At 54.5% G+C, this 23,611-nt stretch carries 20 protein-coding genes; 17 read left to right on the top strand and 3 right to left on the bottom strand.

The features are described 5' to 3' along the window. The first annotated feature begins 145 nt into the window (after nt 1–145). The 4 genes from dnaK (at nt 146) to nhaR (ending at nt 5,539) form a co-directional block, all read left to right on the top strand. On the top strand, nt 146–2,059 hold the full coding sequence (gene dnaK / locus JKP81_RS17360; RefSeq protein WP_200552697.1) for a molecular chaperone DnaK: 1,914 nt from the start codon (nt 146–148) through the stop codon (nt 2,057–2,059). 85 nt (nt 2,060–2,144) lie between these two features. Next, nucleotides 2,145–3,290: a molecular chaperone DnaJ gene (dnaJ, locus tag JKP81_RS17355; protein ID WP_017457872.1), complete on the top strand. Its 1,146-nt coding sequence runs from the start codon at nt 2,145–2,147 to the stop codon at nt 3,288–3,290. Nucleotides 3,291–3,454: 164 nt separating this feature from the next. Continuing rightward, a complete protein-coding gene (gene nhaA / locus JKP81_RS17350; protein ID WP_200552696.1) occupies nt 3,455–4,618 on the top strand; it encodes a Na+/H+ antiporter NhaA in 1,164 nt (387 codons plus the stop codon). Between the two features lie 21 nt (nt 4,619–4,639). Beyond that, nucleotides 4,640–5,539, top strand: coding sequence for a transcriptional activator NhaR (gene nhaR / locus JKP81_RS17345; protein WP_200552695.1), 900 nt, complete (start codon nt 4,640–4,642; stop codon nt 5,537–5,539). 47 nt (nt 5,540–5,586) lie between these two features. Here the strand turns inward: nhaR and rpsT are convergent, their stop codons facing one another. Continuing rightward, nucleotides 5,587–5,850, bottom strand: coding sequence for a 30S ribosomal protein S20 (gene rpsT, locus JKP81_RS17340; RefSeq protein ID WP_003856458.1), 264 nt, complete (start codon nt 5,848–5,850; stop codon nt 5,587–5,589). A 326-nt stretch (nt 5,851–6,176) separates the two neighbouring features. Between rpsT and ribF the strand changes: the two genes are divergently transcribed. The 13 genes from ribF (at nt 6,177) to folA (ending at nt 22,300) form a co-directional block, all read left to right on the top strand. Further along, nucleotides 6,177–7,118 carry a bifunctional riboflavin kinase/FAD synthetase gene (gene ribF / locus JKP81_RS17335; RefSeq protein WP_200552694.1) on the top strand — a complete coding sequence of 314 codons (942 nt, stop codon included), beginning with the start codon at nt 6,177–6,179 and terminating at the stop codon, nt 7,116–7,118. A 45-nt stretch (nt 7,119–7,163) separates the two neighbouring features. Next, nucleotides 7,164–9,980 (top strand): isoleucine--tRNA ligase, encoded by a 2,817-nt coding sequence (gene ileS, locus JKP81_RS17330; protein ID WP_200552693.1) that lies wholly within the window; start codon nt 7,164–7,166, stop codon nt 9,978–9,980. Next, nucleotides 9,980–10,480, top strand: a complete 501-nt coding sequence (gene lspA, locus JKP81_RS17325) for a signal peptidase II (RefSeq protein ID WP_086870449.1) — start codon at nt 9,980–9,982, stop codon at nt 10,478–10,480. Before ileS ends, lspA begins: the two co-directional genes overlap by 1 nt. A 74-nt stretch (nt 10,481–10,554) precedes the next feature. Further along, a complete protein-coding gene (gene fkpB / locus JKP81_RS17320) occupies nt 10,555–11,025 on the top strand; it encodes an FKBP-type peptidyl-prolyl cis-trans isomerase (protein ID WP_020456500.1) in 471 nt (156 codons plus the stop codon). Then, entirely contained in the window at nt 11,006–11,956 is a 951-nt protein-coding gene (gene ispH, locus JKP81_RS17315; RefSeq protein ID WP_200552692.1) for a 4-hydroxy-3-methylbut-2-enyl diphosphate reductase, read from the top strand. The genes fkpB and ispH overlap by 20 nt, the downstream gene beginning before the upstream one ends. Nucleotides 11,957–12,032: 76 nt before the next feature. Continuing rightward, the gene (gene rihC / locus JKP81_RS17310) at nt 12,033–12,947 is read left to right on the top strand and encodes a ribonucleoside hydrolase RihC (RefSeq protein ID WP_200552691.1); all 915 of its coding nucleotides are present in this window, start codon (nt 12,033–12,035) and stop codon (nt 12,945–12,947) included. A gap of 136 nt (nt 12,948–13,083) precedes the next feature. Continuing rightward, nucleotides 13,084–13,905, top strand: coding sequence for a 4-hydroxy-tetrahydrodipicolinate reductase (gene dapB / locus JKP81_RS17305; protein ID WP_200552690.1), 822 nt, complete (start codon nt 13,084–13,086; stop codon nt 13,903–13,905). Nucleotides 13,906–14,359: 454 nt separating this feature from the next. Further along, entirely contained in the window at nt 14,360–15,508 is a 1,149-nt protein-coding gene (gene carA, locus JKP81_RS17300; RefSeq protein WP_200552689.1) for a glutamine-hydrolyzing carbamoyl-phosphate synthase small subunit, read from the top strand. Nucleotides 15,509–15,524: 16 nt separating this feature from the next. Further along, complete coding sequence (gene carB, locus JKP81_RS17295; protein WP_017457886.1) at nt 15,525–18,749, top strand: carbamoyl-phosphate synthase large subunit; 3,225 nt, start codon at nt 15,525–15,527, stop codon at nt 18,747–18,749. Between the two features lie 140 nt (nt 18,750–18,889). After that, nucleotides 18,890–19,123 (top strand): YgdI/YgdR family lipoprotein, encoded by a 234-nt coding sequence (locus JKP81_RS17290; RefSeq protein WP_200552688.1) that lies wholly within the window; start codon nt 18,890–18,892, stop codon nt 19,121–19,123. A 132-nt stretch (nt 19,124–19,255) separates the two neighbouring features. Next, the gene (gene kefF / locus JKP81_RS17285) at nt 19,256–19,786 is read left to right on the top strand and encodes a glutathione-regulated potassium-efflux system oxidoreductase KefF (protein ID WP_200552687.1); all 531 of its coding nucleotides are present in this window, start codon (nt 19,256–19,258) and stop codon (nt 19,784–19,786) included. Further along, entirely contained in the window at nt 19,779–21,641 is a 1,863-nt protein-coding gene (gene kefC / locus JKP81_RS17280; RefSeq protein WP_200552686.1) for a glutathione-regulated potassium-efflux system protein KefC, read from the top strand. The genes kefF and kefC overlap by 8 nt, the downstream gene beginning before the upstream one ends. A gap of 179 nt (nt 21,642–21,820) precedes the next feature. After that, nucleotides 21,821–22,300 (top strand): type 3 dihydrofolate reductase, encoded by a 480-nt coding sequence (folA, locus tag JKP81_RS17275; protein ID WP_086870466.1) that lies wholly within the window; start codon nt 21,821–21,823, stop codon nt 22,298–22,300. 77 nt (nt 22,301–22,377) lie between these two features. Here the strand turns inward: folA and apaH are convergent, their stop codons facing one another. Together apaH and apaG are read right to left on the bottom strand one after the other, a co-directional pair. Further along, complete coding sequence (gene apaH, locus JKP81_RS17270; RefSeq protein WP_200552685.1) at nt 22,378–23,226, bottom strand: bis(5'-nucleosyl)-tetraphosphatase (symmetrical) ApaH; 849 nt, start codon at nt 23,224–23,226, stop codon at nt 22,378–22,380. A 4-nt stretch (nt 23,227–23,230) separates the two neighbouring features. Beyond that, the gene (gene apaG, locus JKP81_RS17265) at nt 23,231–23,608 is read right to left on the bottom strand and encodes a Co2+/Mg2+ efflux protein ApaG (protein WP_200552684.1); all 378 of its coding nucleotides are present in this window, start codon (nt 23,606–23,608) and stop codon (nt 23,231–23,233) included. Nucleotides 23,609–23,611: the final 3 nt, after the last annotated feature.

The raw sequence follows: 23,611 nt of genomic DNA, 5'->3' as shown, positions 1-23,611 counted from the left end.
GATGCGCGAGCTTGCGACCCCATCTTGTAGTCAACCGCAGTGTGTGAGCCTGAAAAAAACAATACAGGGTAGTTGAAACCGCACGTTTCGCCCTTATTACAGGTTCACAACCACATGATGACGAATTTTTAGTGGAGACGTTTAGATGGGTAAAATTATTGGTATCGACCTTGGGACAACCAACTCTTGTGTAGCCATTATGGATGGCGCTCAGGCTCGTGTGCTGGAGAACGCCGAAGGCGATCGCACCACGCCTTCTATTATCGCTTACACACAGGATGGCGAAACTCTGGTAGGTCAGCCGGCTAAACGTCAGGCAGTGACGAACCCGCAAAACACCTTGTTTGCGATCAAACGCCTGATTGGCCGTCGCTTCCAGGACGAGGAAGTCCAGCGTGACGAATCTATCATGCCGTACAAAATCATCGCAGCCGACAACGGCGATGCGTGGATTGATGTAAAAGGCACCAAAATGGCGCCGCCGCAGATCTCTGCGGAAGTGCTGAAAAAAATGAAGAAAACCGCTGAAGATTACCTGGGTGAACCGGTAACTGAAGCTGTTATCACCGTTCCGGCTTACTTTAACGATGCGCAGCGTCAGGCAACCAAAGATGCCGGCCGTATCGCAGGCCTGGAAGTTAAACGTATTATCAACGAACCAACAGCGGCAGCGCTGGCGTACGGTCTGGATAAAGAAACCGGCAACCGTACTATCGCGGTATATGACCTGGGTGGCGGTACTTTCGATATCTCTATCATCGAAATCGATGAAGTTGATGGCGAAAAAACCTTCGAAGTTCTGGCAACTAATGGTGATACCCACTTGGGTGGTGAAGACTTCGACAGCCGTCTGATCAACTACCTGGTAGAAGAGTTCAAGAAAGATCAGGGTATCGATCTGCGTAACGATCCGCTGGCGATGCAGCGTCTGAAAGAAGCGGCAGAAAAAGCGAAAATTGAGCTTTCTTCTGCGCAGCAGACCGACGTGAACCTGCCGTACATCACTGCAGATGCGACCGGTCCGAAACACATGAACATCAAAGTGACTCGCGCGAAACTGGAAAGCCTGGTTGAAGACCTGGTTAACCGTTCCATCGAGCCGCTGAAAGTTGCGCTGCAGGATGCTGGTCTGTCCGTATCTGACATCAACGACGTGATCCTGGTCGGTGGCCAGACGCGTATGCCGATGGTGCAGAAAAAAGTGGCAGAGTTCTTCGGTAAAGAGCCACGTAAAGACGTTAACCCGGACGAAGCCGTTGCTATCGGTGCTGCGGTACAGGGCGGTGTGCTGACTGGTGAAGTGAAAGACGTTCTGCTGCTGGACGTTACCCCGCTGTCGCTGGGTATCGAAACCATGGGCGGCGTAATGACTGCGCTGATCAACAAAAACACCACTATCCCGACTAAGCACAGCCAGGTGTTCTCTACTGCGGAAGACAACCAGTCTGCGGTAACCATCCATGTGCTGCAGGGTGAGCGTAAACGCGCGTCTGATAACAAATCGCTGGGCCAGTTCAATCTCGATGGCATCAACCCGTCTCCGCGCGGTATGCCGCAGATTGAAGTTACCTTCGATATCGACGCCGATGGTATTTTGCATGTGTCTGCAAAAGACAAAAATACCAACCGCGAGCAGAAGATCACCATCAAGGCTTCTTCTGGTCTGAACGAAGACGAAATCCAGAAAATGGTACGCGATGCTGAAGCAAACGCTGAAGCTGACCGTAAATTTGAAGAACTGGTGCAGACCCGTAACCAGGGCGACCACCTGCTGCACAGCACCCGTAAGCAAGTTGAAGAAGCCGGTGACAAACTGCCAGCTGAAGACAAAACTGCTATCGAGGCTGCGCTGAGCGAGCTGGAAACTGCGCTGAAAGGCGAAGACAAGGCTGACATCGAAGCGAAAATGCAGGCGCTGGCGCAGGCTTCCCAGAAACTGCTGGAAATCGCACAGCAACAGCACGCGCAGCAGCAGGCGGGCGCTGATGCTTCTGCGAACAACGCGAAAGACGACGATGTTGTTGACGCCGAGTTTGAAGAAGTAAAAGACAAAAAATAATCGCCCTGATGCAGGGTAGATAACCAGCACGGGCGTCGGGGTTTTCTCCACGCCCGTGCTCGTATGTTAAGGGGCAGATAAACCGATGGCGAAGCAAGACTATTACGAGATTTTAGGCGTTCCGAAAACTGCGGAAGAGCGTGAAATCAAAAAGGCGTATAAACGCCTGGCCATGAAATATCACCCGGACCGCAATCAGGGCGATAAAGAGGCCGAAGCCAAATTCAAAGAAATTAAAGAAGCCTACGAAGTCCTGACCGATGCCCAAAAACGTGCGGCTTACGATCAGTACGGTCATGCGGCGTTTGAACAAGGCGGCATGGGCGGTGGTGGGTTCGGTGGCGGCGGTTTTGGTGGCGGCGCGGACTTCAGCGATATTTTCGGCGACGTGTTTGGCGATATTTTCGGCGGTGGCCGTGGTCGTCAGCGCGCGGCGCGCGGCGCGGATTTGCGCTACAACATGGATTTGACGCTGGAAGAAGCCGTTCGCGGCGTCACGAAAGAGATCCGTATTCCTACGCTTGAAGAGTGCGACGTGTGCCACGGCAGCGGCGCGAAAGCGGGTACGCAGCCGCAGACCTGTCCGACGTGTCACGGTTCCGGCCAGGTGCAAATGCGCCAGGGCTTTTTTGCTGTGCAGCAGACCTGTCCGCACTGTCAGGGCAGGGGTACGCTGATTAAAGATCCGTGCAATAAATGTCACGGTCATGGCCGCGTTGAAAAATCCAAAACCCTGTCCGTTAAAATCCCGGCAGGCGTGGACACCGGCGATCGCATCCGTTTGAGCGGTGAAGGCGAAGCGGGCGAGCACGGTGCTCCGGCTGGCGACCTGTACGTTCAGGTACAAGTAAAACAGCACCCGATCTTTGAACGTGAAGGTAATAACCTGTACTGCGAAGTGCCGATCAACTTTGCCATGGCGGCGCTGGGCGGTGAAATCGAAGTGCCGACGCTGGATGGTCGCGTGAAGCTGAAAGTGCCGACCGAAACCCAGACGGGCAAGCTGTTCCGTATGCGCGGCAAAGGGGTGAAATCCGTTCGCGGCGGCGCGCAGGGCGATTTGCTGTGTCGCGTGGTAGTCGAAACGCCGGTCGGTCTGAACGACAAGCAGAAACAGCTGCTGAAAGATTTGCAGGATAGCTTTGGCGGCCCGACAGGCGAAAATAACAGCCCGCGTTCCAAAAGCTTCTTCGACGGCGTGAAGAAATTTTTTGACGATTTAACCCGTTAATCCTTCTTCATGACGCGTTATCAGGCCCGGCTTCTGCCGGGCTTTTTTATCCGCTTTTCCATTGCTCGGAAAAAGAGAGTTTATCAGCAATAATAATCTGATTTTGTCGAGGATTAGAGCGGAGTAAGATAGCCGCCACGACGTTACAGGGATCGGAGAACAAGATGAAATTATTGCAACGCTTCTTTAGCAGCGATGCCTCGGGTGGCATTGTGCTGATCATTGCGGCGGCGCTGGCGATGCTGTGCGCCAACCTCGGTGCTACGCAGGATTTATACAGCTCATTTCTGCAAACACCCGTTGAACTGAAAGTCGGCTCGCTGGAAATCAAAAAAGATATGCTGCTGTGGATCAACGATGCGTTGATGGCCATCTTTTTCCTGATGGTCGGACTGGAAGTGAAATATGAGCTGGTTCAGGGCACACTTGCCAGCCGCCAGCAGGCCGTATTTCCGGTTATCGCTGCGCTTGGCGGCATGGTGGCTCCGGCGCTGATCTTTTTGCTGTTTAATCACGATAATCCGCTGGCAAGCCACGGTTGGGCCATTCCCACCGCTACCGATATCGCCTTCGCTCTTGGGGTTCTGGCCTTGTTGGGCAACCGGGTTCCGCCCGTGTTGAAAGTGTTTTTGATGGCGCTAGCGATCATTGATGATCTGGGCGCGATTATTATTATCGCGTTGTTCTATACCAGCGACCTCTCAACGCTGGCGCTGGGTGTAGCCGCCGGCGCGATTGTTGTCCTTGCTATCATGAATGCGTTGAATATTCGACGCATTGGGCTTTACATGTTGGTCGGCGTTGTCTTGTGGACCGCGGTGCTGAAATCCGGTGTACATGCGACGCTCGCAGGTGTGGTTGTCGGTTTCTTTGTCCCACTACGCGAAGAAAAGGGTGTCTCTCCGCTCCATCAACTTGTGGACGCGATTAATCCGTGGGTTGGCTGGCTGATCCTGCCGTTGTTCGCATTCGCGAACGCGGGCGTCTCGTTACATGGAATGTCGTTGTCCGGGCTGGGAGATATTTTGCCATTGGGTATTATCGCCGGTTTGGTTATCGGCAAGCCGCTTGGGATCTCGCTGTTTTGCTGGCTGGCATTGCGTTTGAAACTGGCAAGGTTGCCGCAGGGCGCAGTGTTCAAACAAATTATGGCGGTCGGCGTGCTGTGCGGTATCGGCTTTACCATGTCGATATTTATCTCCTCGCTGGCCTTTGGCGACGCGCATGCGGAGATGGTTGCCTGGAGCAAGCTTGGGATCCTGACGGGCTCTATTATTTCGGCGGTAACAGGTTATTGTCTGCTGCGTACGCGTATTATCCGTGCCTGACGGCGAACAGGACAAAGGACGATGTCGTACATAAATTACAATCATCTCTATTACTTCTGGCATGTCTATCGTGAAGGCTCCGTCGTTGGTGCGGCGGAGGCGCTCTTCCTTACGCCACAAACCATCACCGGGCAGATCAAAGCGCTCGAAGATCGCTTACAGGGCAAGCTTTTCAAGCGTAAAGGAAGAGGGCTGGAACCCACCGAGCTGGGCGCGCTGGTTTTCCGTTACGCCGACAAAATGTTCACCCTGAGTCAGGAGATGCTCGACATCATTAACTACCGCAAAGAGTCGAACCTGCTGTTTGATGTCGGCGTCGCCGATGCGCTCTCGAAGAGGCTGGTAAGCGGTATACTCGATGCGGTTGTGCAGGAAGGGGAGCAGATTCACTTGCGCTGCTTTGAGTCCACCCATGAACTGCTACTGGAACAGTTGAGCCAGCACCAGCTTGATATGATTATCTCCGACTGCCCTATCGATTCCACGCAGCAGGAAGGGCTGTTTTCGGTAAAAATCGGCGAGTGCAGCGTCAGTTTCTGGTGCAGCGATTCGTCGCTCGAAAAACCGTTTCCGGCTTGCCTGGAAGAAAGACGCCTGTTAATACCCGGTCGACGTTCAATGCTCGGACGTAAGTTGCTGAACTGGTTTAACGCGCAGGGATTGCAGGTGGAAATATTGGGTGAGTTTGACGATGCGGCGCTGATGAAAGCCTTTGGCGCGGCGCATAACGCCATCTTTGTTGCACCGACGTCATATGCGGATGACTTCTATGCTGACGAGCGCATGGTAGAAATTGGTCGGGTGGAAAACGTGATGGAGGAGTACCACGCCATTTTCGCAGAACGGATGATCCAGCATCCGGCGGTACAGCGCATCTGCAATCGGGATTACGCCGCGCTTTTTACGCCAGTGCAGAAATAAAAAAACCCGCCGAAGCGGGTTTTTTCACAAAGCCAACAACGTAGCGATTAAGCCAGTTTGTTGATCTGCGCGGTCAGGTTAGCCTTATGGCGCGCTGCTTTGTTTTTGTGGATCAGACCTTTAGCGGCCTGGCGATCCACGATCGGTTGCATTTCGTTAAATGCATTCTGCGCAGCGGCTTTGTCGCCAGCTTCAATTGCTGCGTATACTTTCTTGATGAAAGTACGCATCATTGAGCGGCGGCTAGCGTTGTGCTTGCGAGCCTTTTCAGACTGAACGGCGCGCTTCTTAGCTGATTTGATATTAGCCAAGGTCCAACTCCCAAATATGATCTATATGGACAATTCAAAGGCCGGGGAATATGCCCTTTTCGCCTTCTTTTGTCAATGGATTTGTGCAAATAAGCGCCGTTAAGGTACAACGCTCGTTACGTATTGATGGCGCAGGATTCTAACAGCTTGCGTGTCGCGAATACAGCTTTTCCGCCAGAAAAATCGTTATCTAAGGCAGATTTTCATGGCGCAGGTAGACAGCCTGATGAAATCCTTCCCCTTTCTGCGTTGTTAAGGCAATCGTCGGTTAACGTCGCCCGCTGTACAAGGTATAATCCGACGATTTTCACTGTTTTGAGCCAGACATGAAGCTGATACGCGGCATACATAATCTCAGCCAGGCACCGCATGGGTGTGTGCTGACTATTGGTAATTTCGATGGTGTGCATAGTGGCCATCAGGCGCTATTACAAGGGCTTGGCGCTGAAGGGCGTGCCCGTGGCCTGCCGGTGGTCGTGATGATTTTTGAGCCGCAGCCGCTGGAATTGTTCGCCGGGGAAAAAGCCCCTGCGCGGCTGACCCGCCTGCGTGAAAAGCTGCGCTTGCTGGCCGATTGCGGCGTTGACTACGTGCTCTGCGTACGCTTCGATCGCCGTTTTGCGGCGCTCACCGCACAAACATTTGTCAGCGATTTGCTGGTTGAACGCCTTGGTGTGAAATTCCTCGCAGTCGGTGACGATTTCCGCTTTGGCGCTGGTCGCCAGGGGGATTTCTTGTTATTACAGAAGGCCGGTGAAAAGTACGATTTCAGCGTCACCAGCACGCAAACCTTCTGCCAGGGCGGCGTGCGCGTTAGCAGCACGGCAGTGCGGCAGGCGCTGGCGGAAGATAACCTGGAACTGGCTGCAAATTTACTTGGCCACCCCTTTACTATTTCCGGGCGCGTTGTGCACGGCGATGAACTGGGGCGCACCATTGGTTTCCCGACGGCGAACTTACCGCTGCGCCGTCAGGTCTCCCCGGTCAAAGGGGTGTATGCGGTCGAAGTGGCTGGACTGGGCGATACTGTCCTTCCCGGCGTTGCCAATATTGGCACTCGCCCAACAGTCGCGGGTGTGCGCCAGCAACTGGAAGTGCATTTGCTTGACGTTGTAATGGACCTCTACGGGCGCCATATAGATGTAGTACTGCGTAAAAAATTACGCAACGAACAGCGATTTGCCTCGCTTGACGAGCTGAAAGCGCAAATCGCCCGAGATGAGGTAGCGGCCCGCGATTTTTTTGGGCTATCTAAACCGGCTTCTTAAGGCCTGGTGGTATTAATCAAACCGAAATACGGAACCGAGAATCTGATGAGTGACTATAAATCTACCCTGAATTTGCCGGAAACAGGGTTCCCGATGCGTGGCGATCTCGCCAAACGCGAACCGGGAATGCTGGCGCGTTGGACTGATGATGACCTGTACGGCATCATCCGTGCGGCGAAAAAAGGCAAAAAAACCTTCATTCTGCATGATGGCCCTCCATATGCGAATGGCAGCATTCATATTGGTCACTCGGTTAACAAAATTCTCAAAGACATTATTGTGAAGTCCAAAGGACTCGCAGGTTTTGACTCGCCTTATGTTCCGGGGTGGGATTGCCACGGTCTGCCGATCGAGCTGAAAGTAGAGCAGGAATATGGCAAACCGGGTGAGAAGTTTACCGCCGCTGAATTCCGCGCTAAATGCCGCGAGTACGCCGCCACGCAGGTTGATGGTCAGCGTAAAGACTTTATCCGCCTCGGCGTATTAGGCGACTGGTCGCACCCTTACCTGACCATGGATTTCAAAACCGAAGCCAATATCATTCGCGCGCTCGGTAAAATCATCGGCAATGGTCACCTGCTGAAAGGCGCCAAACCGGTGCACTGGTGCGTTGACTGCCGTTCCGCACTCGCGGAAGCGGAAGTGGAGTATTACGACAAAACGTCTCCGTCTATTGATGTTGCGTTCCAGGCGGTCGATCAGGACGCAGTGAAAGCCAAATTTGGCGCTTCTACCGTTAATGGTCCAATCTCGCTGGTTATCTGGACCACCACACCATGGACGCTGCCTGCGAACCGCGCAATTTCTCTCTCTCCGGAGTTTGATTATGCGCTGGTGCAGATTGACGGTCAGGCGCTGATCCTGGCGAAAGATCTGGTCGATAGCGTGATGAAACGCATCGGCGTTGCTGATTATTCGGTGCTGGGTACGGTAAAAGGTTCCGAACTGGAACTGATGCGCTTTAAGCACCCGTTCCTCGACTTCGACGTTCCGGCGATCCTCGGCGATCACGTTACGCTGGAAGCCGGTACCGGCGCGGTGCATACCGCGGGTGGTCACGGTCCGGATGACTATACCATTAGCCTGAAATACGGTCTGGAGATCGCCAACCCGGTTGGCCCGGACGGCACATATCTGTCGGGAACTTATCCGACGCTGGATGGCGTTAACGTCTTTAAAGCGAACGATCTCATCGTGGCGCTGCTGACAGAAAAAGGCGCGCTGCTGCATGTCGAAAAAATGCAGCATAGCTACCCGTGCTGCTGGCGTCACAAGTCGCCGATCATCTTCCGCGCGACGCCACAGTGGTTCGTCAGCATGGATCAGAAAGGGCTGCGTGCGCAGTCACTGAGTGAAATCAAAGGTGTGCAGTGGATCCCGGACTGGGGCCAGGCGCGTATCGAATCGATGGTTGCTAACCGCCCGGACTGGTGTATTTCCCGTCAGCGCACCTGGGGTGTGCCGATGTCGCTGTTCGTGCATAAAGACACCGAAGAGCTGCACCCGCGCACGCTGGAACTAATTGAAGCCGTAGCCAAACGCGTTGAAGTTGACGGTATTCAGGCATGGTGGGATCTCGATCCGCGCGACATCATGGGCGACGATGCCGACAACTATGTCAAAGTGCCGGATACGCTGGACGTCTGGTTTGACTCTGGTTCAACCCACGCCTCTGTTGTCGATGTGCGCCCGGAATTCGCCGGCCATGCAGCAGATATGTATCTGGAAGGTTCGGATCAGCATCGCGGCTGGTTTATGTCCTCGCTGATGATCTCCACAGCGATGAAGGGCAAAGCGCCGTACCGCCAGGTATTAACTCACGGCTTCACCGTTGATGGTCAGGGACGCAAAATGTCCAAATCCATCGGCAATACCGTTTCACCACAGGAAGTGATGAACAAACTCGGCGCGGATATTCTGCGTCTGTGGGTGGCCTCTACCGACTACACCGGTGAGATGGCGGTCTCCGACGAGATCCTGAAACGTGCTGCCGACAGCTATCGCCGTATCCGTAATACCGCGCGCTTCCTGCTGGCGAACCTGAACGGTTTCGATCCGGCAAAAGACATGGTGAAACCGGAAGAGATGGTGGTACTGGATCGCTGGGCCGTCGGCTGTGCGAAAGCAGCACAGGAAGACATTGTTAAAGCCTACGAGTCCTACGACTTCCACGAAGTGGTACAGCGTCTGATGCGCTTCTGCTCTATCGAAATGGGTTCGTTCTATCTCGACATCATTAAAGACCGCCAGTACACCGCAAAAGCGGACAGCGTGGCCCGCCGTAGCTGCCAGACCGCGCTGTATCACATCTGTGAAGCACTGGTGCGCTGGATGGCGCCGATCATGTCTTTCACCGCCGATGAGATTTGGGGTTATCTGCCAGGTTCCCGCGAGAAATATGTGTTCACCGGTGAATGGTATGAAGGCTTGTTTGGCCTGGCTGACAGCGAAGCGATGAACGATGCTTTCTGGGACGAGTTGCTGAAAGTGCGTGGCGAAGTGAACAAAGTTATCGAGCAGGCGCGCGCCGACAAGAAAGTCGGTGGTTCGCTGGAAGCTGCGGTGACGCTGTTTGCCGAGCCGGAACTGGCAGCGAAGCTGACAGCGCTGGGCACGGAATTGCGATTTGTCCTGTTGACCTCCGGCGCGAAAGTTGCGGATTATGCCAGCGCTTCTGCGGATGCACAGCAGAGCGAGCTGCTCAAAGGGCTGAAAGTCGCATTGAGCAAAGCCGAAGGTGAGAAATGCCCGCGCTGCTGGCATTACACCACCGATGTCGGTCAGGTGGCGGAACACGCAGATATTTGCGGACGCTGTGTAAGCAACGTCGCCGGTGACGGCGAAAAACGTAAGTTTGCCTGATGAGTAAATCGATCTCTTCAACAGGGCTGCGCTGGCTATGGCTGGTGGTAGTCGTGCTGATTATCGATCTGGGCAGCAAGTACCTGATCCTCCAGAACTTTGCTCTGGGGGATACGGTGTCGCTGTTCCCGTCGCTTAATTTGCACTACGCGCGCAACTATGGCGCGGCATTCAGTTTTCTGGCGGACAGCGGCGGCTGGCAGCGCTGGTTCTTCGCGGGTATCGCTATTGGTATCTGCGTAGTGCTGGCGGTGCTGATGTATCGCGCTAAGGCCTCGCAAAAACTGAACAATATCGCCTATGCGCTGATCATTGGCGGCGCGCTGGGTAATCTATTTGATCGCCTGTGGCATGGCTTTGTCGTCGATATGATCGATTTTTATATGGGCGACTGGCATTTTGCTACCTTTAACCTTGCCGATACCGCAATTTGTATTGGCGCGGCACTCATTGTGCTGGAAGGTTTCCTTCCCTCAACGGCCGCGAAGAAACAAGCATAAGCCAACCGCTTTGTAGGCCCGGTAAGCCCATGGCTGCCGGGCAATACAACACGAAAACATAAAGAGCAACCTGCATGTCTAAATCCGTACAGAGCGATAGCGCGGTGCTGGTGCACTTCACGCTTAAGCTCGAAGATGGCTCTCTTGCCGAGTCAACCCGCAACAATGGCAAACCGGCGCTGTTTCGCCTTGGCGACGGTTCACTCTCCGAAGGACTGGAACAACATCTGCTTGGCCTGAAAGCCGGGGAGAAAAAAGTCTTTTCTCTGGAGCCAGACGCCGCATTTGGCACGCCGAGCCCGGATCTGATTCAGTACTTCTCGCGTCGCGAATTTATGGATGCCGGGGAGCCGGAAGTCGGTGCGATTATGCTCTTTACCGCAATGGATGGCAGCGAAATGCCGGGCGTGATCCGTGAAGTCAACGGTGATTCGATTACCGTCGATTTTAACCATCCGCTGGCGGGCAGAACCGTACATTTTGATATCGACGTGCTGGAAGTCGATCCGGCACTGGAGGAAACAAATGCAGATCCTGTTGGCTAACCCGCGCGGTTTTTGCGCCGGCGTTGACCGCGCTATCAGCATTGTTGAAAACGCGCTGGCTCTCTACGGCGCGCCTATTTATGTGCGCCATGAAGTGGTGCACAACCGCTATGTTGTCGATAGCCTGCGTGAACGTGGCGCAATCTTTATTGAGCAAATCAGCGAAGTGCCGGATGGCGCGATCCTGATTTTCTCCGCTCACGGCGTCTCTCAGGCGGTGCGTAACGAAGCGAAAAGCCGCGATTTGACCGTCTTTGACGCTACCTGCCCGCTGGTCACCAAAGTGCATATGGAAGTGGCGCGCGCCAGCCGTCGTGGCGAAGAAGCGATTCTGATTGGTCACGCCGGTCACCCGGAAGTAGAAGGCACCATGGGCCAGTACAGCAACCCGAAAGGGGGGATGTACCTGGTCGAATCGCCGGAAGATGTCGACACGCTGGATATCAAAGACGCAGATAAACTGTCGTTTATGACGCAAACCACGCTCTCTGTGGACGACACGTCAGATGTGATCGATGCACTGCGGGCGCGTTTCCCGCAGATTGTCGGTCCGCGCAAAGATGATATTTGCTACGCCACCACCAACCGACAGGAAGCCGTGCGCGCGCTGGCAGAGCAGGCGGAAGTGGTGCTGGTGGTCGGTTCGAAAAATTCCTCTAACTCTAACCGCCTGGCCGAGCTGGCACAGCGGATGGGAAAAGCGGCGTATCTCATCGATGACGCCTCTGATATTCAGGAAGCATGGGTAAACGGCATTAACTGCGTGGGCGTTACCGCCGGAGCTTCCGCGCCGGATATCCTGGTGCAAAATGTTATTGTCCGCTTGCAGGAATTGGGCGGCGGCGAAGCAATCCCGCTGGAAGGGCGCGAAGAGAATATTGTCTTCGAAGTGCCAAAAGAGCTGCGGGTGGATGTTCGCGAAGTCGAATAACGTTTTACGCGAAGCTTTATGCGAAGATGCCAGACTGAGTCTGGCATTTTTTATGGATAATTTTTGTGGAGGCGTTATGCGTTTACCCATGATTCTCGACACCGACCCCGGTATCGATGATGCCGTTGCCCTTGCCGCCGCGCTGTTCGCGCCGCAGTGCGATCTCAAACTTATCACCACCGTTGCCGGTAATGTTTCGCTGGAAAAAACCACCCGTAATGCGTTGCAACTGCTGAATTTCTGGCAGGCGGATATCCCGCTGGCGCAGGGTGCGGCAACCCCGCTGCTGCGACCGTTGTACAGCGCCGCCGACGTGCACGGCGAATCCGGCATGGATGGTTACGCTTTTATTGAGCATCAGCGCCAGCCGCTGGCTATCCCTGCTTTTCAGGCAATCCGTGACGTACTGCTGGCCTCGCCGGAGCCGGTAACGCTGGTCACTATCGGCCCGTTAACCAACATTGCGCTGCTGCTAACGCATTACCCGGAGTGTCAGTTCAATATTCGCCGTCTGGTGATGATGGGCGGATCTGCCGGGCGCGGCAATTTTACGCCCAATGCCGAATTTAATATTGCTATCGATCCCGAGGCCGCCGCGCGCGTGTTCAACAGCGGGCTGGAGATCGTGATGTGCGGTCTGGATGTGACCAACCGTGCAACGTTGACACCGGAATATCTGGCGGTACTGCCGGCGCTCAACAACACCGGCAAAATGTTACATGCGCTCTTTAGTCACTATCGCAGCGGCAGTATGGCGACCGGGCTGCGGATGCACGATCTCTGCGCTATCGCCTGGCTGGCGCGCCCGGAACTGTTTACGCTGAAATCCTGTTTTGTCGCTGTTGAGACTCAGGGACAATACACCGCAGGAACGACGGTGGTAGACATTGAAGGCAAACTGGGGCGGCAGCCCAATGCCCAGGTGGCGCTGGAAATCGATGTAGAGGGCTTTCGTCATTGGGTCGCCGAGGTACTGGCGATGGCACCTTAACATCATGCCTTTTACTGATATTTCCGGCTGTATATCATTAATTTCTTATTATCGGCGTTTTCGGCTGGTGGCCCCGATACGGGCTGGTTAATCTGGAAACGATTCTTACGCATTTTTTTAACAAAAGAGCACAACTATGCATGATGCACCAATCCGCGTAGCCATCGCGGGCGCTGGCGGGCGTATGGGCCGCCAGCTGATTCAGGCGGCACTGGCAATGGACGGAGTCGAACTTGGCGCGGCGCTGGAGCGTGAAGGTTCTTCTCTGCTGGGAAGCGATGCGGGTGAACTGGCGGGCGCGGCGAAAACCGGTGTGACCGTACAGAGTAGCCTTGAGGCGGTGAAAGAGGATTTTGATGTCTTTATCGATTTCACCCGCCCGGAAGGCACGCTGACACATCTCGCTTTCTGTCGCCAGCACCGTAAAGGAATGGTAATTGGCACCACCGGTTTTGATGACGCGGGCAAGCAGGCCATTACCGAGGCGGCGCAAGATATCGCCATTGTTTTTGCTGCCAACTTTAGCGTTGGCGTCAATGTCATGCTGAAGCTGCTGGAGAAAGCGGCGAAAGTCATGGGGGATTATACTGATATCGAAATTATCGAAGCGCACCATCGCTACAAAGTCGATGCTCCGTCGGGAACCGCGCTGGCGATGGGCGAGGCGATTGCTGGTGCATTGAATAAAGATTTAAAAACGTGTGCGGTTTATGCGCGCGAAGGGCATACCGGCGAGCGTGTTCCCGGCACGATTGGCTTTGCCACGGTACGTGCAGGCGACATCGTCGGCGAACATACAGCGATGTTCGCCGATATTGGCGAACGGATTGAAATCACACATAAAGCCTCCAGTCGCATGACTTTTGCCAATGGTGCGGCTCGCTCCGCTTTGTGGCTGAAAGGAAAGAATAATGGCCTTTTTGCTATGCGGGATGTGCTTGATCTCGACAATTTATAAGGTTTATTACCCATCGTGATGTGGTTGTTGCAGTCATAATTATTTGATTGCAAAGGGCAATATTTTATTGCCCTTTTATTTTCCCTTTTTCACTCTTAATTTTTACTTAACCTGTCATAATCTCTTTTTATCTCTCTATTTTGTGTTTCTCAATTGTAAATTTTGACCATCTGGTCTACTTTTTTGTTATCCCGCATTAGAAAATGCAATTTTCTCTGCGCGCAAGCGTTTTCCCTGTGAGTTTGTCTGATCTTTTTATCGATTAAAACCAGTAAAAAGGGGCAGTGGCGTAAAACAACAAGAAAAATACCGGAGAAAAGTTGACTTTTAACCGACATCTCTCCAGAATGCCGCCGTTTGCCAAAAATCCACGGCAAGCAAATTTGCATTGATTCAGGCTCTCAATATGAATTAATATGCAAATAAAGTGAGTGAATATTCTCTGGAGGGTGTTTTGATTAAGTCAGCGCTATTGGTTCTGGAAGACGGAACCCAGTTTCACGGTCGGGCCATAGGGGCAACGGGCACGGCGGTTGGGGAAGTCGTTTTCAATACTTCAATGACCGGTTATCAAGAAATCCTCACTGATCCTTCCTATTCCCGCCAAATCGTTACTCTTACTTATCCTCATATCGGCAATGTTGGCACTAACTCCGCCGACGAAGAGTCCTCTCAGGTACATGCGCAAGGCCTGGTCATTCGCGACCTGCCGCTGATTGCCAGCAACTTCCGCAGTACCGAAGACCTCTCTTCTTATCTGAAGCGTCATAACATTGTGGCGATTGCTGATATCGATACCCGTAAGTTGACTCGTCTGCTGCGTGAAAAGGGCGCGCAGAACGGCTGCATCATCGCTGGTGATAACGTTGATGCTGCGCTGGCGCTGGAAAAAGCGAAAGCCTTCCCGGGCCTGAACGGTATGGACCTGGCGAAAGAAGTCACAACGGCGGAAACCTACAGCTGGACGCAGGGCAGCTGGACACTGGCGGACGATCTGCCGCCGGCGAAGAGCGAGAGCGAGTTGCCGTACCACGTTGTGGCATACGATTACGGCGCAAAACGCAACATCCTGCGCATGCTGGTGGACAGAGGCTGCCGCCTGACGGTCGTTCCGGCGAAAACCCCGGCGGCGGATGTTCTGAAACTCAATCCGGACGGCATTTTCCTGTCCAACGGCCCAGGCGACCCGGCACCATGTGATTACGCTATCGAGGCGATTAAAACCTTCCTTGAAACGGATATTCCGGTGTTCGGTATCTGCCTGGGCCATCAACTGCTGGCGCTGGCGAGCGGTGCGAAGACGGTGAAAATGAAGTTTGGCCACCACGGCGGTAACCATCCGGTAAAAGATATCGATAACAATACCGTGATGATCACTGCGCAGAACCACGGTTTTGCGGTTGATGAATCGTCAATGCCTGCAAACCTGCGCGTAACGCACAAATCCCTGTTCGATGGTACGTTGCAAGGCATTCACCGCACCGATAAACCGGCCTTTAGTTTCCAGGGACACCCGGAAGCGAGCCCAGGCCCGCACGACGCCGCGCCGCTGTTTGACCACTTTATTGAGTTAATCGAGCAGTATCGTAATACCGCCAAATAATCAGGAGAAAAGAGCAATGCCAAAACGTACCGACCTAAAAAGCATCCTGATCCTTGGCGCTGGCCCGATTGTTATCGGCCAGGCATGTGAATTTGACTACTCTGGCGCGCAGGCGTGTAAAGCGCTGCGTGAAGAGGGTTACCGCGTCATTCTGGTGAACTCCAACCCGGCGACCATCATGACCGACCCGGAGATGGCCGATGCGACCTATATCGAGCCGATCCACTGGGAAGTGGTACGCAAAATTATCGAAAAAGAGCGCCCGGATGCGGTTCTGCCGACTATGGGCGGCCAGACCGCGCTGAACTGCGCGCTGGAACTGGAACGCCAGGGCGTGCTGGAAGAGTTTGGCGTCACCATGATTGGCGCGACTGCCGATGCGATTGATAAAGCGGAAGACCGCCGTCGCTTCGACATTGCGATGAAAAAAATCGGCCTCGACACGGCGCGTTCTGGTATCGCGCATACCATGGATGAAGCGCTGGCGGTGGCGGCGGATGTCGGCTATCCGTGCATTATTCGCCCCTCCTTTACCATGGGCGGCACCGGTGGTGGTATCGCGTATAACCGCGAAGAGTTCGAAGAGATTTGCGCCCGCGGGCTGGATCTCTCACCGACTAATGAGCTGCTGATTGATGAGTCGCTGATTGGCTGGAAAGAGTACGAGATGGAAGTGGTGCGCGATAAGAACGACAACTGCATCATTGTCTGCTCGATTGAAAACTTCGACGCCATGGGCATCCACACTGGTGACTCCATCACCGTAGCTCCCGCGCAAACGCTGACCGACAAAGAGTATCAAATCATGCGTAACGCCTCGATGGCGGTACTGCGTGAAATCGGCGTTGAAACCGGCGGCTCTAACGTACAGTTCGCGGTAAACCCGAAAAATGGCCGCCTGATTGTTATCGAAATGAACCCGCGTGTATCGCGTTCTTCGGCGCTGGCGTCGAAAGCGACCGGTTTCCCGATTGCGAAAGTGGCGGCGAAACTGGCGGTGGGTTACACGCTTGATGAGCTGATGAACGATATCACCGGCGGGCGTACCCCGGCCTCGTTCGAACCGTCTATCGACTACGTTGTGACCAAAATTCCACGCTTCAACTTCGAGAAATTTGTGGGCGCGAATGACCGCCTGACCACGCAGATGAAATCTGTGGGTGAAGTGATGGCGATTGGCCGTACCCAACAAGAATCAATGCAGAAAGCGCTGCGCGGTCTGGAAGTGGGTGCGACCGGTTTTGACCCGAAAGTGAGCCTTGAGGATCCTGAAGCCCTGACGAAAATCCGCCGCGAGCTGAAAGACGCGGGCGCTGAGCGTATCTGGTATATCGCTGATGCGTTCCGTGCGGGCTTGTCTGTGGATGGCGTATTCAACCTGACCAACATCGACCGCTGGTTCCTGGTGCAAATCGAAGAGCTGGTGCGCCTGGAAGAGCAGGTTGCAAGTGTTGGCATCAACGGTCTCGACGCTGACTTCCTGCGTACTCTGAAGCGTAAAGGTTTTGCCGATGCGCGGCTTGCAACCCTGGTCGGCGTGCGCGAAGCGGAAATCCGTAAACTGCGCGACCAGTACAACCTGCACCCGGTTTATAAGCGTGTGGATACCTGTGCGGCGGAGTTCGCGACCGATACTGCTTACATGTACTCCACCTATGAAGAAGAGTGCGAAGCCAACCCGAACCCGGATCGTGAAAAAATCATGGTGCTCGGCGGCGGGCCAAACCGTATCGGCCAGGGCATTGAGTTCGACTACTGCTGCGTACACGCGTCGCTGGCGCTGCGCGAAGATGGTTACGAGACCATCATGGTCAACTGCAACCCGGAAACCGTGTCGACCGATTACGACACATCTGACCGTCTCTACTTCGAACCGGTTACTTTCGAAGATGTGCTGGAAATTGTGCGTATCGAAAAACCGAAAGGCGTTATCGTGCAGTACGGCGGCCAGACGCCGCTGAAACTGGCGCGCGCGCTGGAAGCCGCCGGTGTCCCGGTGATTGGCACCAGCCCGGACGCTATCGACCGTGCGGAAGACCGCGAGCGCTTCCAGCATGCGGTTGAACGTCTGAAACTGAAACAGCCTGCTAACGCCACGGTGACGGCGCTGGAGCAGGCGGTTGAAAAAGCGAAAGAGATCACTTACCCGCTGGTGGTGCGTCCTTCTTACGTCCTCGGCGGTCGCGCCATGGAAATCGTCTACGACGAAATCGACCTGCGCCGCTACTTTATGACTGCGGTCAGCGTTTCCAACGATGCGCCGGTGCTGCTGGATAAGTTCCTCGACGACGCGGTGGAAGTGGATGTCGATGCGATTTGCGACGGCGAAAGCGTGCTGATTGGCGGCATCATGGAGCATATCGAACAGGCGGGCGTGCACTCTGGTGACTCCGCATGTTCGCTGCCTGCTTACACGCTGAGCCAGGAAATCCAGGATGTGATGCGCCAGCAAGTGCAGAAACTGGCGTTTGAATTGCAGGTTCGCGGCCTGATGAACGTGCAGTTTGCAGTGAAAGATAACGAAGTTTATCTGATTGAGGTTAACCCACGTGCCGCGCGTACCGTGCCGTTCGTCTCCAAAGCCACCGGCTTGCCGCTGGCAAAAGTGGCGGCGCGCGTGATGACCGGCAAAACGCTGGCTCAGCAAGGTCACACCAAAGAGATTATTCCGCCGTATTACTCAGTGAAAGAAGTGGTGCTGCCGTTTAACAAGTTCCCGGGCGTTGACCCGCTGTTAGGGCCGGAAATGCGCTCTACCGGTGAGGTGATGGGCGTGGGACGTACCTTTGCCGAAGCCTTCGCCAAAGCGCAACTGGGCAGTAACTCGACCATGAAGAAACAGGGTCGCGCGCTGCTGTCAGTACGTGAAGGGGATAAAGAGCGCGTGGTGGATCTCGCTGCGAAGCTGCTGAAACAGGGCTTTGAGCTGGATGCGACCCACGGCACGGCGATTGTGCTGGGTGAAGCGGGCATTAACCCACGTCTGGTGAATAAGGTACATGAAGGTCGTCCGCACATTCAGGATCGTATCAAGAATGGCGAATATACCTACATCATCAACACCACGGCGGGGCGTCAGGCGATTGAGGATTCCAAGCTGATTCGCCGCAGCGCGCTGCAGTATAAAGTGCATTACGACACTACGCTGAATGGCGGCTTTGCTACCGCGATGGCGCTGAATGCCGATGCCACAGAAAAAGTGATTTCCGTACAGGAAATGCACGCGCAGATTAGCAAATAATCTGCTCCCCTCTCTCCCTTGCGGAGAGAGGGTTCTCTACTCCCCCTTCAGAGTGTTCTGCATTTTCCCCACCGTTCAGTGAGTTAGCCTAAAATGGCTTAACAGACGAATGAAATTCACTGGAAAGCAGGGAGATAACCATGCGAACTAAGCTTCTGATGACCCCGATTTTTACTGCTGCAGCACTGTTTACCGTTGCCGGATGTTCCTCCAATCAGGCGGTACGCACCACTGATGGCCGCACCATTGTGACCGACGGCAAACCGCAGGTGGATAAAGACACCGGGCTGGTTTCTTATAAAAATGCAGAAACCGGAAAAACTGAGCAGATTAACCGCGATCAGGTGAAAAACATGAGCGAACTGGATAACTAATCCCTTCCTCATTTGCGGTAGCTTCGGCTGCCGCATACCTTTCCCTCATTCCCACACAGATTGCCGCTTTTAGCCAGACGATTAACTGACTACACTTTCAAGAAAAAGCGTGTAGTGAAAACAGGTTAATCAATGATCCTCATAATTTATGCCCATCCTTATCCGCAGCATTCTCATGCGAATAAGCGCATGATTGAGCAGGCAGGGACGCTGGAAAACGTTGAAATACGTTCTCTTTACGAACTCTATCCTGACTTCAATATTGACGTCGCCGCCGAGCAGGAGGCGATTTCCCGTGCCGATTTGGTTATCTGGCAACATCCGATGCAGTGGTACAGCGTGCCGCCATTATTCAAACTCTGGCTGGATAAAGTGCTGGCGCATGGCTGGGCGTATGGCCATGGTGGAACGGCGCTACGCGGCAAAAGTGTACTGTGGGCGGTGACGACCGGCGGTGGTGACAACCATTTTGATATTGGATCGCACCCCGGTTTTGATGTGCTTTCCCAGCCGCTACAGGCGACAGCGCTCTATTGCGGGATGAACTGGCTGCCGCCTTTTGCCGTGCACTGCACGTTTATCTGCGACGATGAAACGCTGCAGGCGCAGGCGCGCCATTACAAACAACGTTTACTGGAGTGGCAGGAGGTGCAGCATGGATAGTCATACGTTAATTCAGGCGCTGATCTACCTGGGATCGGCGGCACTGATCGTGCCGATCGCCATGCGCCTGGGGCTCGGGTCGGTGCTTGGCTATCTGATTGCCGGAGGCATTATTGGTCCGTGGGGATTGCGGCTGGTGACTGACGCAGAATCAATCCTCCATTTTGCAGAAATCGGTGTCGTACTGATGCTGTTTGTGATTGGCCTTGAGTTGGATCCGCAGCGTTTATGGAAACTGCGTGCGTCGGTGTTTGGCGGCGGTGCGCTGCAAATGGCCAGCTGCGGGTTGTTGCTTGGCGGATTTTGCGCGCTGCTCGGGCTACCGTGGCCGGTCGCGGTATTAATTGGTCTGACGCTGGCGTTGTCATCCACGGCAATTGCTATGCAGGCAATGAATGAGCGCAACCTGACGGTATCGCAAATGGGGCGCAGCGCCTTTTCTGTGCTGTTGTTCCAGGATATCGCCGCCATCCCGCTGGTGGCGATGATCCCCTTGCTGGCTGCCAGCGGCGGGGCGATGACGTTCAGTGCCTTCGCGCTTTCGGCGCTCAAAGTTGTCGCCGCGCTGACACTGGTGGTGCTGATCGGGCGCTATGTTGCCCGCCCGGCGCTGCGTTTTGTTGCGCGATCCGGTTTACGGGAAGTGTTCTGCGCCGTGGCACTGTTCCTGGTCTTCGGTTTTGGCTTATTGCTGGAAGAGGCGGGTTTGTCGATGGCGATGGGCGCGTTTCTTGCCGGTGTGTTGCTTGCCAGCTCTGAATATCGCCATGCGCTGGAAAGCGATATTGAGCCCTTTAAAGGTTTGTTGCTCGGGTTGTTTTTTATCGGCGTGGGGATGTCGATCGACTTTGGCACGCTGGTGACGCACCCACTGCGCATCTTATTGCTGCTGGTCGGTTTTTTGGTGATCAAAAGCGTGGTGCTGTGGCTGATTGCTCGCCCGTTACGTGTGCCCGGCAAGCAGCGATTGTGGTTTGCCGCCCTGCTGGGGCAAGGGAGTGAGTTCGCTTTTGTGGTATTTGGCACCGCGCAAACCGCGCAGGTGCTGGATAGCGAATGGGCGAAAGCGTTAACCCTGACGGTCGCGCTGTCGATGGCCGCAACGCCGCTGTTACTGGTGCTGTTGGCCCGTCTTGAAGCATCCGGTAGCCAGCAGGAGCGCGCAGCGGACGAAATCGACGAGGAAGAAGCGCGGGTCATTATTGCCGGGTTCGGACGTTTCGGGCAGATCGCCGGGCGTTTGTTGCTCTCCAGCGGCGTGAAGATGGTGGTTCTGGATCACGATCCCGATCATATTGAAACGCTGCGTAAATTCGGCATGAAGGTGTTTTATGGCGATGCGACACGCGTTGATTTGCTGGAATCTGCTGGGGCCGGGCGTGCAGAAGTATTAATTAATGCCATCGACGATCCGCAGGCCAGCCTACAATTAACGGAGCTGGCGAAAGAGCACTTCCCGGATCTGCGCATTATTGCCCGTGCCCGCGATGTCGATCACTACATTCGCTTGCGCCAGGCGGGTGTTGAGAAGCCGGAGCGTGAAACCTTCGAGGCGGCGTTGAAAACAGGAAGGCTGGCGCTGGAAGGTTTAGGGCTCGGTTCGTACGAAGCGCGTGAACGCGCCGATCATTTCCGTCGTTTTAACACCTCGATGGTGGAGGAGATGGCGCAGGTGGAAAACGATGCCCAGGCGCGCGCGGCGGTGTTTAAACGCACCAGCGCGATGCTGACGGAAATCATTTCGGAAGACAGAGCGCATCTGTCATTAACCCAGCGCCACGGTTGGCAAGGTACGGAAGAGGGGCGTCATACTGGCGATCCCGCAGACGAACCGGCGGTTAAACCGCAGGCGTAAATCGCCTCTTACGGATAACTTACTGATTCACCACGGCTGGAAAGCTGGCGGTGCAGATTCGGGGTGCGGTGCCGCCAGCAGAATAGAAAATTTTCTTATTCTTTACCTCGCGCCCCGTCGACGAAAGATTGCGCTTTCCGTATAGTGGCGACAATTTTTTGGCTTCCAGGAATGAATAAATGATCAGTTTGATTGCGGCGTTGGCAGTGGATCGCGTCATCGGCATGGAGAATGCAATGCCGTGGAACTTACCTGCCGATCTCGCCTGGTTTAAACGCAATACGTTAAACAAGCCGGTAGTAATGGGTCGCCTGACGTGGGAATCCATCGGTCGTCCGCTGCCTGGTCGTAAGAATATCGTGATCAGTAGCCAGCCGGGCACTGACGATCGCGTGCAGTGGGTGAAATCCGTTGATGAAGCGATTGCACAATGCGGTGACGCTGAAGAGATCATGGTGATTGGCGGTGGTCGTGTTTACGAGCAGTTTCTGCCGAAAGCGCAGCGTTTGTACCTGACGCACATTGATGCGGAAGTGGAAGGTGATACCCATTTCCCGGATTACGATCCGGACGACTGGGATTCCGTGTTCAGTGAGTTTCACGACGCGGACGCGCAGAATTCCCACAGTTACTGTTTTGAGATCCTTGAGCGCCGTTAATTCACTGCGCTACTGCCGTGGTTGCACGGCAACGTTATGTTTCTTCTCTTTCCCCGGCCCAGGCCGGGGAAATGATTTCAGGAGGCGATTGCCTCGCCATCACCCAAATCCATCTGGCGGTTCGATGCTTGCGTGAAGTACTGTTTATCTTCCCAGCGCAGGCAGGTGAGCACGCCACCCCAGCAGCAGCCCGTATCCAGCGCATAGATGCCTTCCGGTGTACCCGCCCCTTCCAGTGATGCCCAGTGACCAAAGGCGATACTGTATTCTTGCGCCACCGGTCCCGGAATCGAAAACCACGGTTTTAGCGGCGCGGGTGCATGCTCGGGAATGTCTTTGCAGTACATATCGAGCTGCCCGTTCGGGAAACAGTAGCGCATACGCGTAAACGCATTGGTAATAAAGCGCAGGCGGGCAAGACCGCTGAGTTCAGGCGTCCAGTGATTCGGCAGATCGCCATACATGGCGTCGAGAAAAAGCGGATAAGAGTCGCTCGACAGCACCGCCTCAATATCACGCGCGCAGTGGCGGGTTGTTTCCATATCCCACTGTGGGGTGATCCCGGCGTGCGCCATCACCAGTTTTTTCTCTTCATCGATTTGCAGCAGCGGCTGGCGGCGCAGCCAGTTAATCAGTTCGTCGGCGTCGTGCGCTTCCAGCAATGGATTGAGCCGGTCTTTAGGCTTGTTGCGACTGATGCCGGCGTAAACGGCTAGCAGGTGCAAATCGTGGTTACCCAGCACGATGCGTACGCTGTCACCGAGTGATTTGACGAAGCGCAATACTTCAAGCGAGCCAGGGCCGCGCGCGACCAGATCGCCCGTCAGCCATAAGGTGTCCTGCTCAGGTGAAAATTCAACCTGCTTTAACAGCGCGACGAGTTCATCGTAGCAACCATGAACGTCACCAATAAGGTATGTAGACATTGTATTAATGGATCAGTGTTGGAACGGCGAGTCGGAAGACCGGGATAGCGATGCGGAAGGTTGCTCCCTGCGCATCGATCATTTCGTAGTGGCCTTGCATGGTGCCCAGCGGCGTTTCAATCACCGCGCCGCTGGTATATTGATATTCGCCGCCTGGCTCAATGTGCGGCTGTACGCCAACCACACCTTCGCCCTGAACTTCCGTTGCGCGGCCATTTCCATTGGTGATCAGCCAGTAGCGTTTGAGCAGCTGGACAGGGGTTCGCCCCAGGTTCCGGATGGTAATGGTGTAAGCGAAAACATAGCGTTCATCGTCGGGAGCGGACTGAGACTCGATGTAGATGCTTTGTACCTGAACACAAACTCGGGGCGAATTGATCATACC

The organism is Kosakonia sp. LAM2021, assembly GCF_016620385.1.
GTDB lineage: Bacteria > Pseudomonadota > Gammaproteobacteria > Enterobacterales > Enterobacteriaceae > Kosakonia > Kosakonia sacchari.
The sequence above is the reverse complement of the archived record's forward strand: the minus strand, read 5'-3'. Positions and strand labels throughout refer to the sequence as shown.

Bases quoted from the DNA above. Each gene is read 5' to 3' on its own strand.
- dnaK (WP_200552697.1), top strand. From the start codon at position 146: ATGGGTAAAATTATTGGTATCGACCTTGGGACAACCAACTCTTGTGTA.
- dnaJ (WP_017457872.1), top strand. From the start codon at position 2,145: ATGGCGAAGCAAGACTATTACGAGATTTTAGGCGTTCCGAAAACTGCG.
- nhaA (WP_200552696.1), top strand. From the start codon at position 3,455: ATGAAATTATTGCAACGCTTCTTTAGCAGCGATGCCTCGGGTGGCATT.
- nhaR (WP_200552695.1), top strand. From the start codon at position 4,640: ATGTCGTACATAAATTACAATCATCTCTATTACTTCTGGCATGTCTAT.
- ribF (WP_200552694.1), top strand. From the start codon at position 6,177: ATGAAGCTGATACGCGGCATACATAATCTCAGCCAGGCACCGCATGGG.
- ileS (WP_200552693.1), top strand. From the start codon at position 7,164: ATGAGTGACTATAAATCTACCCTGAATTTGCCGGAAACAGGGTTCCCG.
- lspA (WP_086870449.1), top strand. From the start codon at position 9,980: ATGAGTAAATCGATCTCTTCAACAGGGCTGCGCTGGCTATGGCTGGTG.
- fkpB (WP_020456500.1), top strand. From the start codon at position 10,555: ATGTCTAAATCCGTACAGAGCGATAGCGCGGTGCTGGTGCACTTCACG.
- ispH (WP_200552692.1), top strand. From the start codon at position 11,006: ATGCAGATCCTGTTGGCTAACCCGCGCGGTTTTTGCGCCGGCGTTGAC.
- rihC (WP_200552691.1), top strand. From the start codon at position 12,033: ATGCGTTTACCCATGATTCTCGACACCGACCCCGGTATCGATGATGCC.
- dapB (WP_200552690.1), top strand. From the start codon at position 13,084: ATGCATGATGCACCAATCCGCGTAGCCATCGCGGGCGCTGGCGGGCGT.
- carB (WP_017457886.1), top strand. From the start codon at position 15,525: ATGCCAAAACGTACCGACCTAAAAAGCATCCTGATCCTTGGCGCTGGC.
- JKP81_RS17290 (WP_200552688.1), top strand. From the start codon at position 18,890: ATGCGAACTAAGCTTCTGATGACCCCGATTTTTACTGCTGCAGCACTG.
- kefF (WP_200552687.1), top strand. From the start codon at position 19,256: ATGATCCTCATAATTTATGCCCATCCTTATCCGCAGCATTCTCATGCG.
- kefC (WP_200552686.1), top strand. From the start codon at position 19,779: ATGGATAGTCATACGTTAATTCAGGCGCTGATCTACCTGGGATCGGCG.
- folA (WP_086870466.1), top strand. From the start codon at position 21,821: ATGATCAGTTTGATTGCGGCGTTGGCAGTGGATCGCGTCATCGGCATG.
- apaH (WP_200552685.1), bottom strand. From the start codon at position 23,226: ATGTCTACATACCTTATTGGTGACGTTCATGGTTGCTACGATGAACTC.
- apaG (WP_200552684.1), bottom strand. From the start codon at position 23,608: ATGATCAATTCGCCCCGAGTTTGTGTTCAGGTACAAAGCATCTACATC.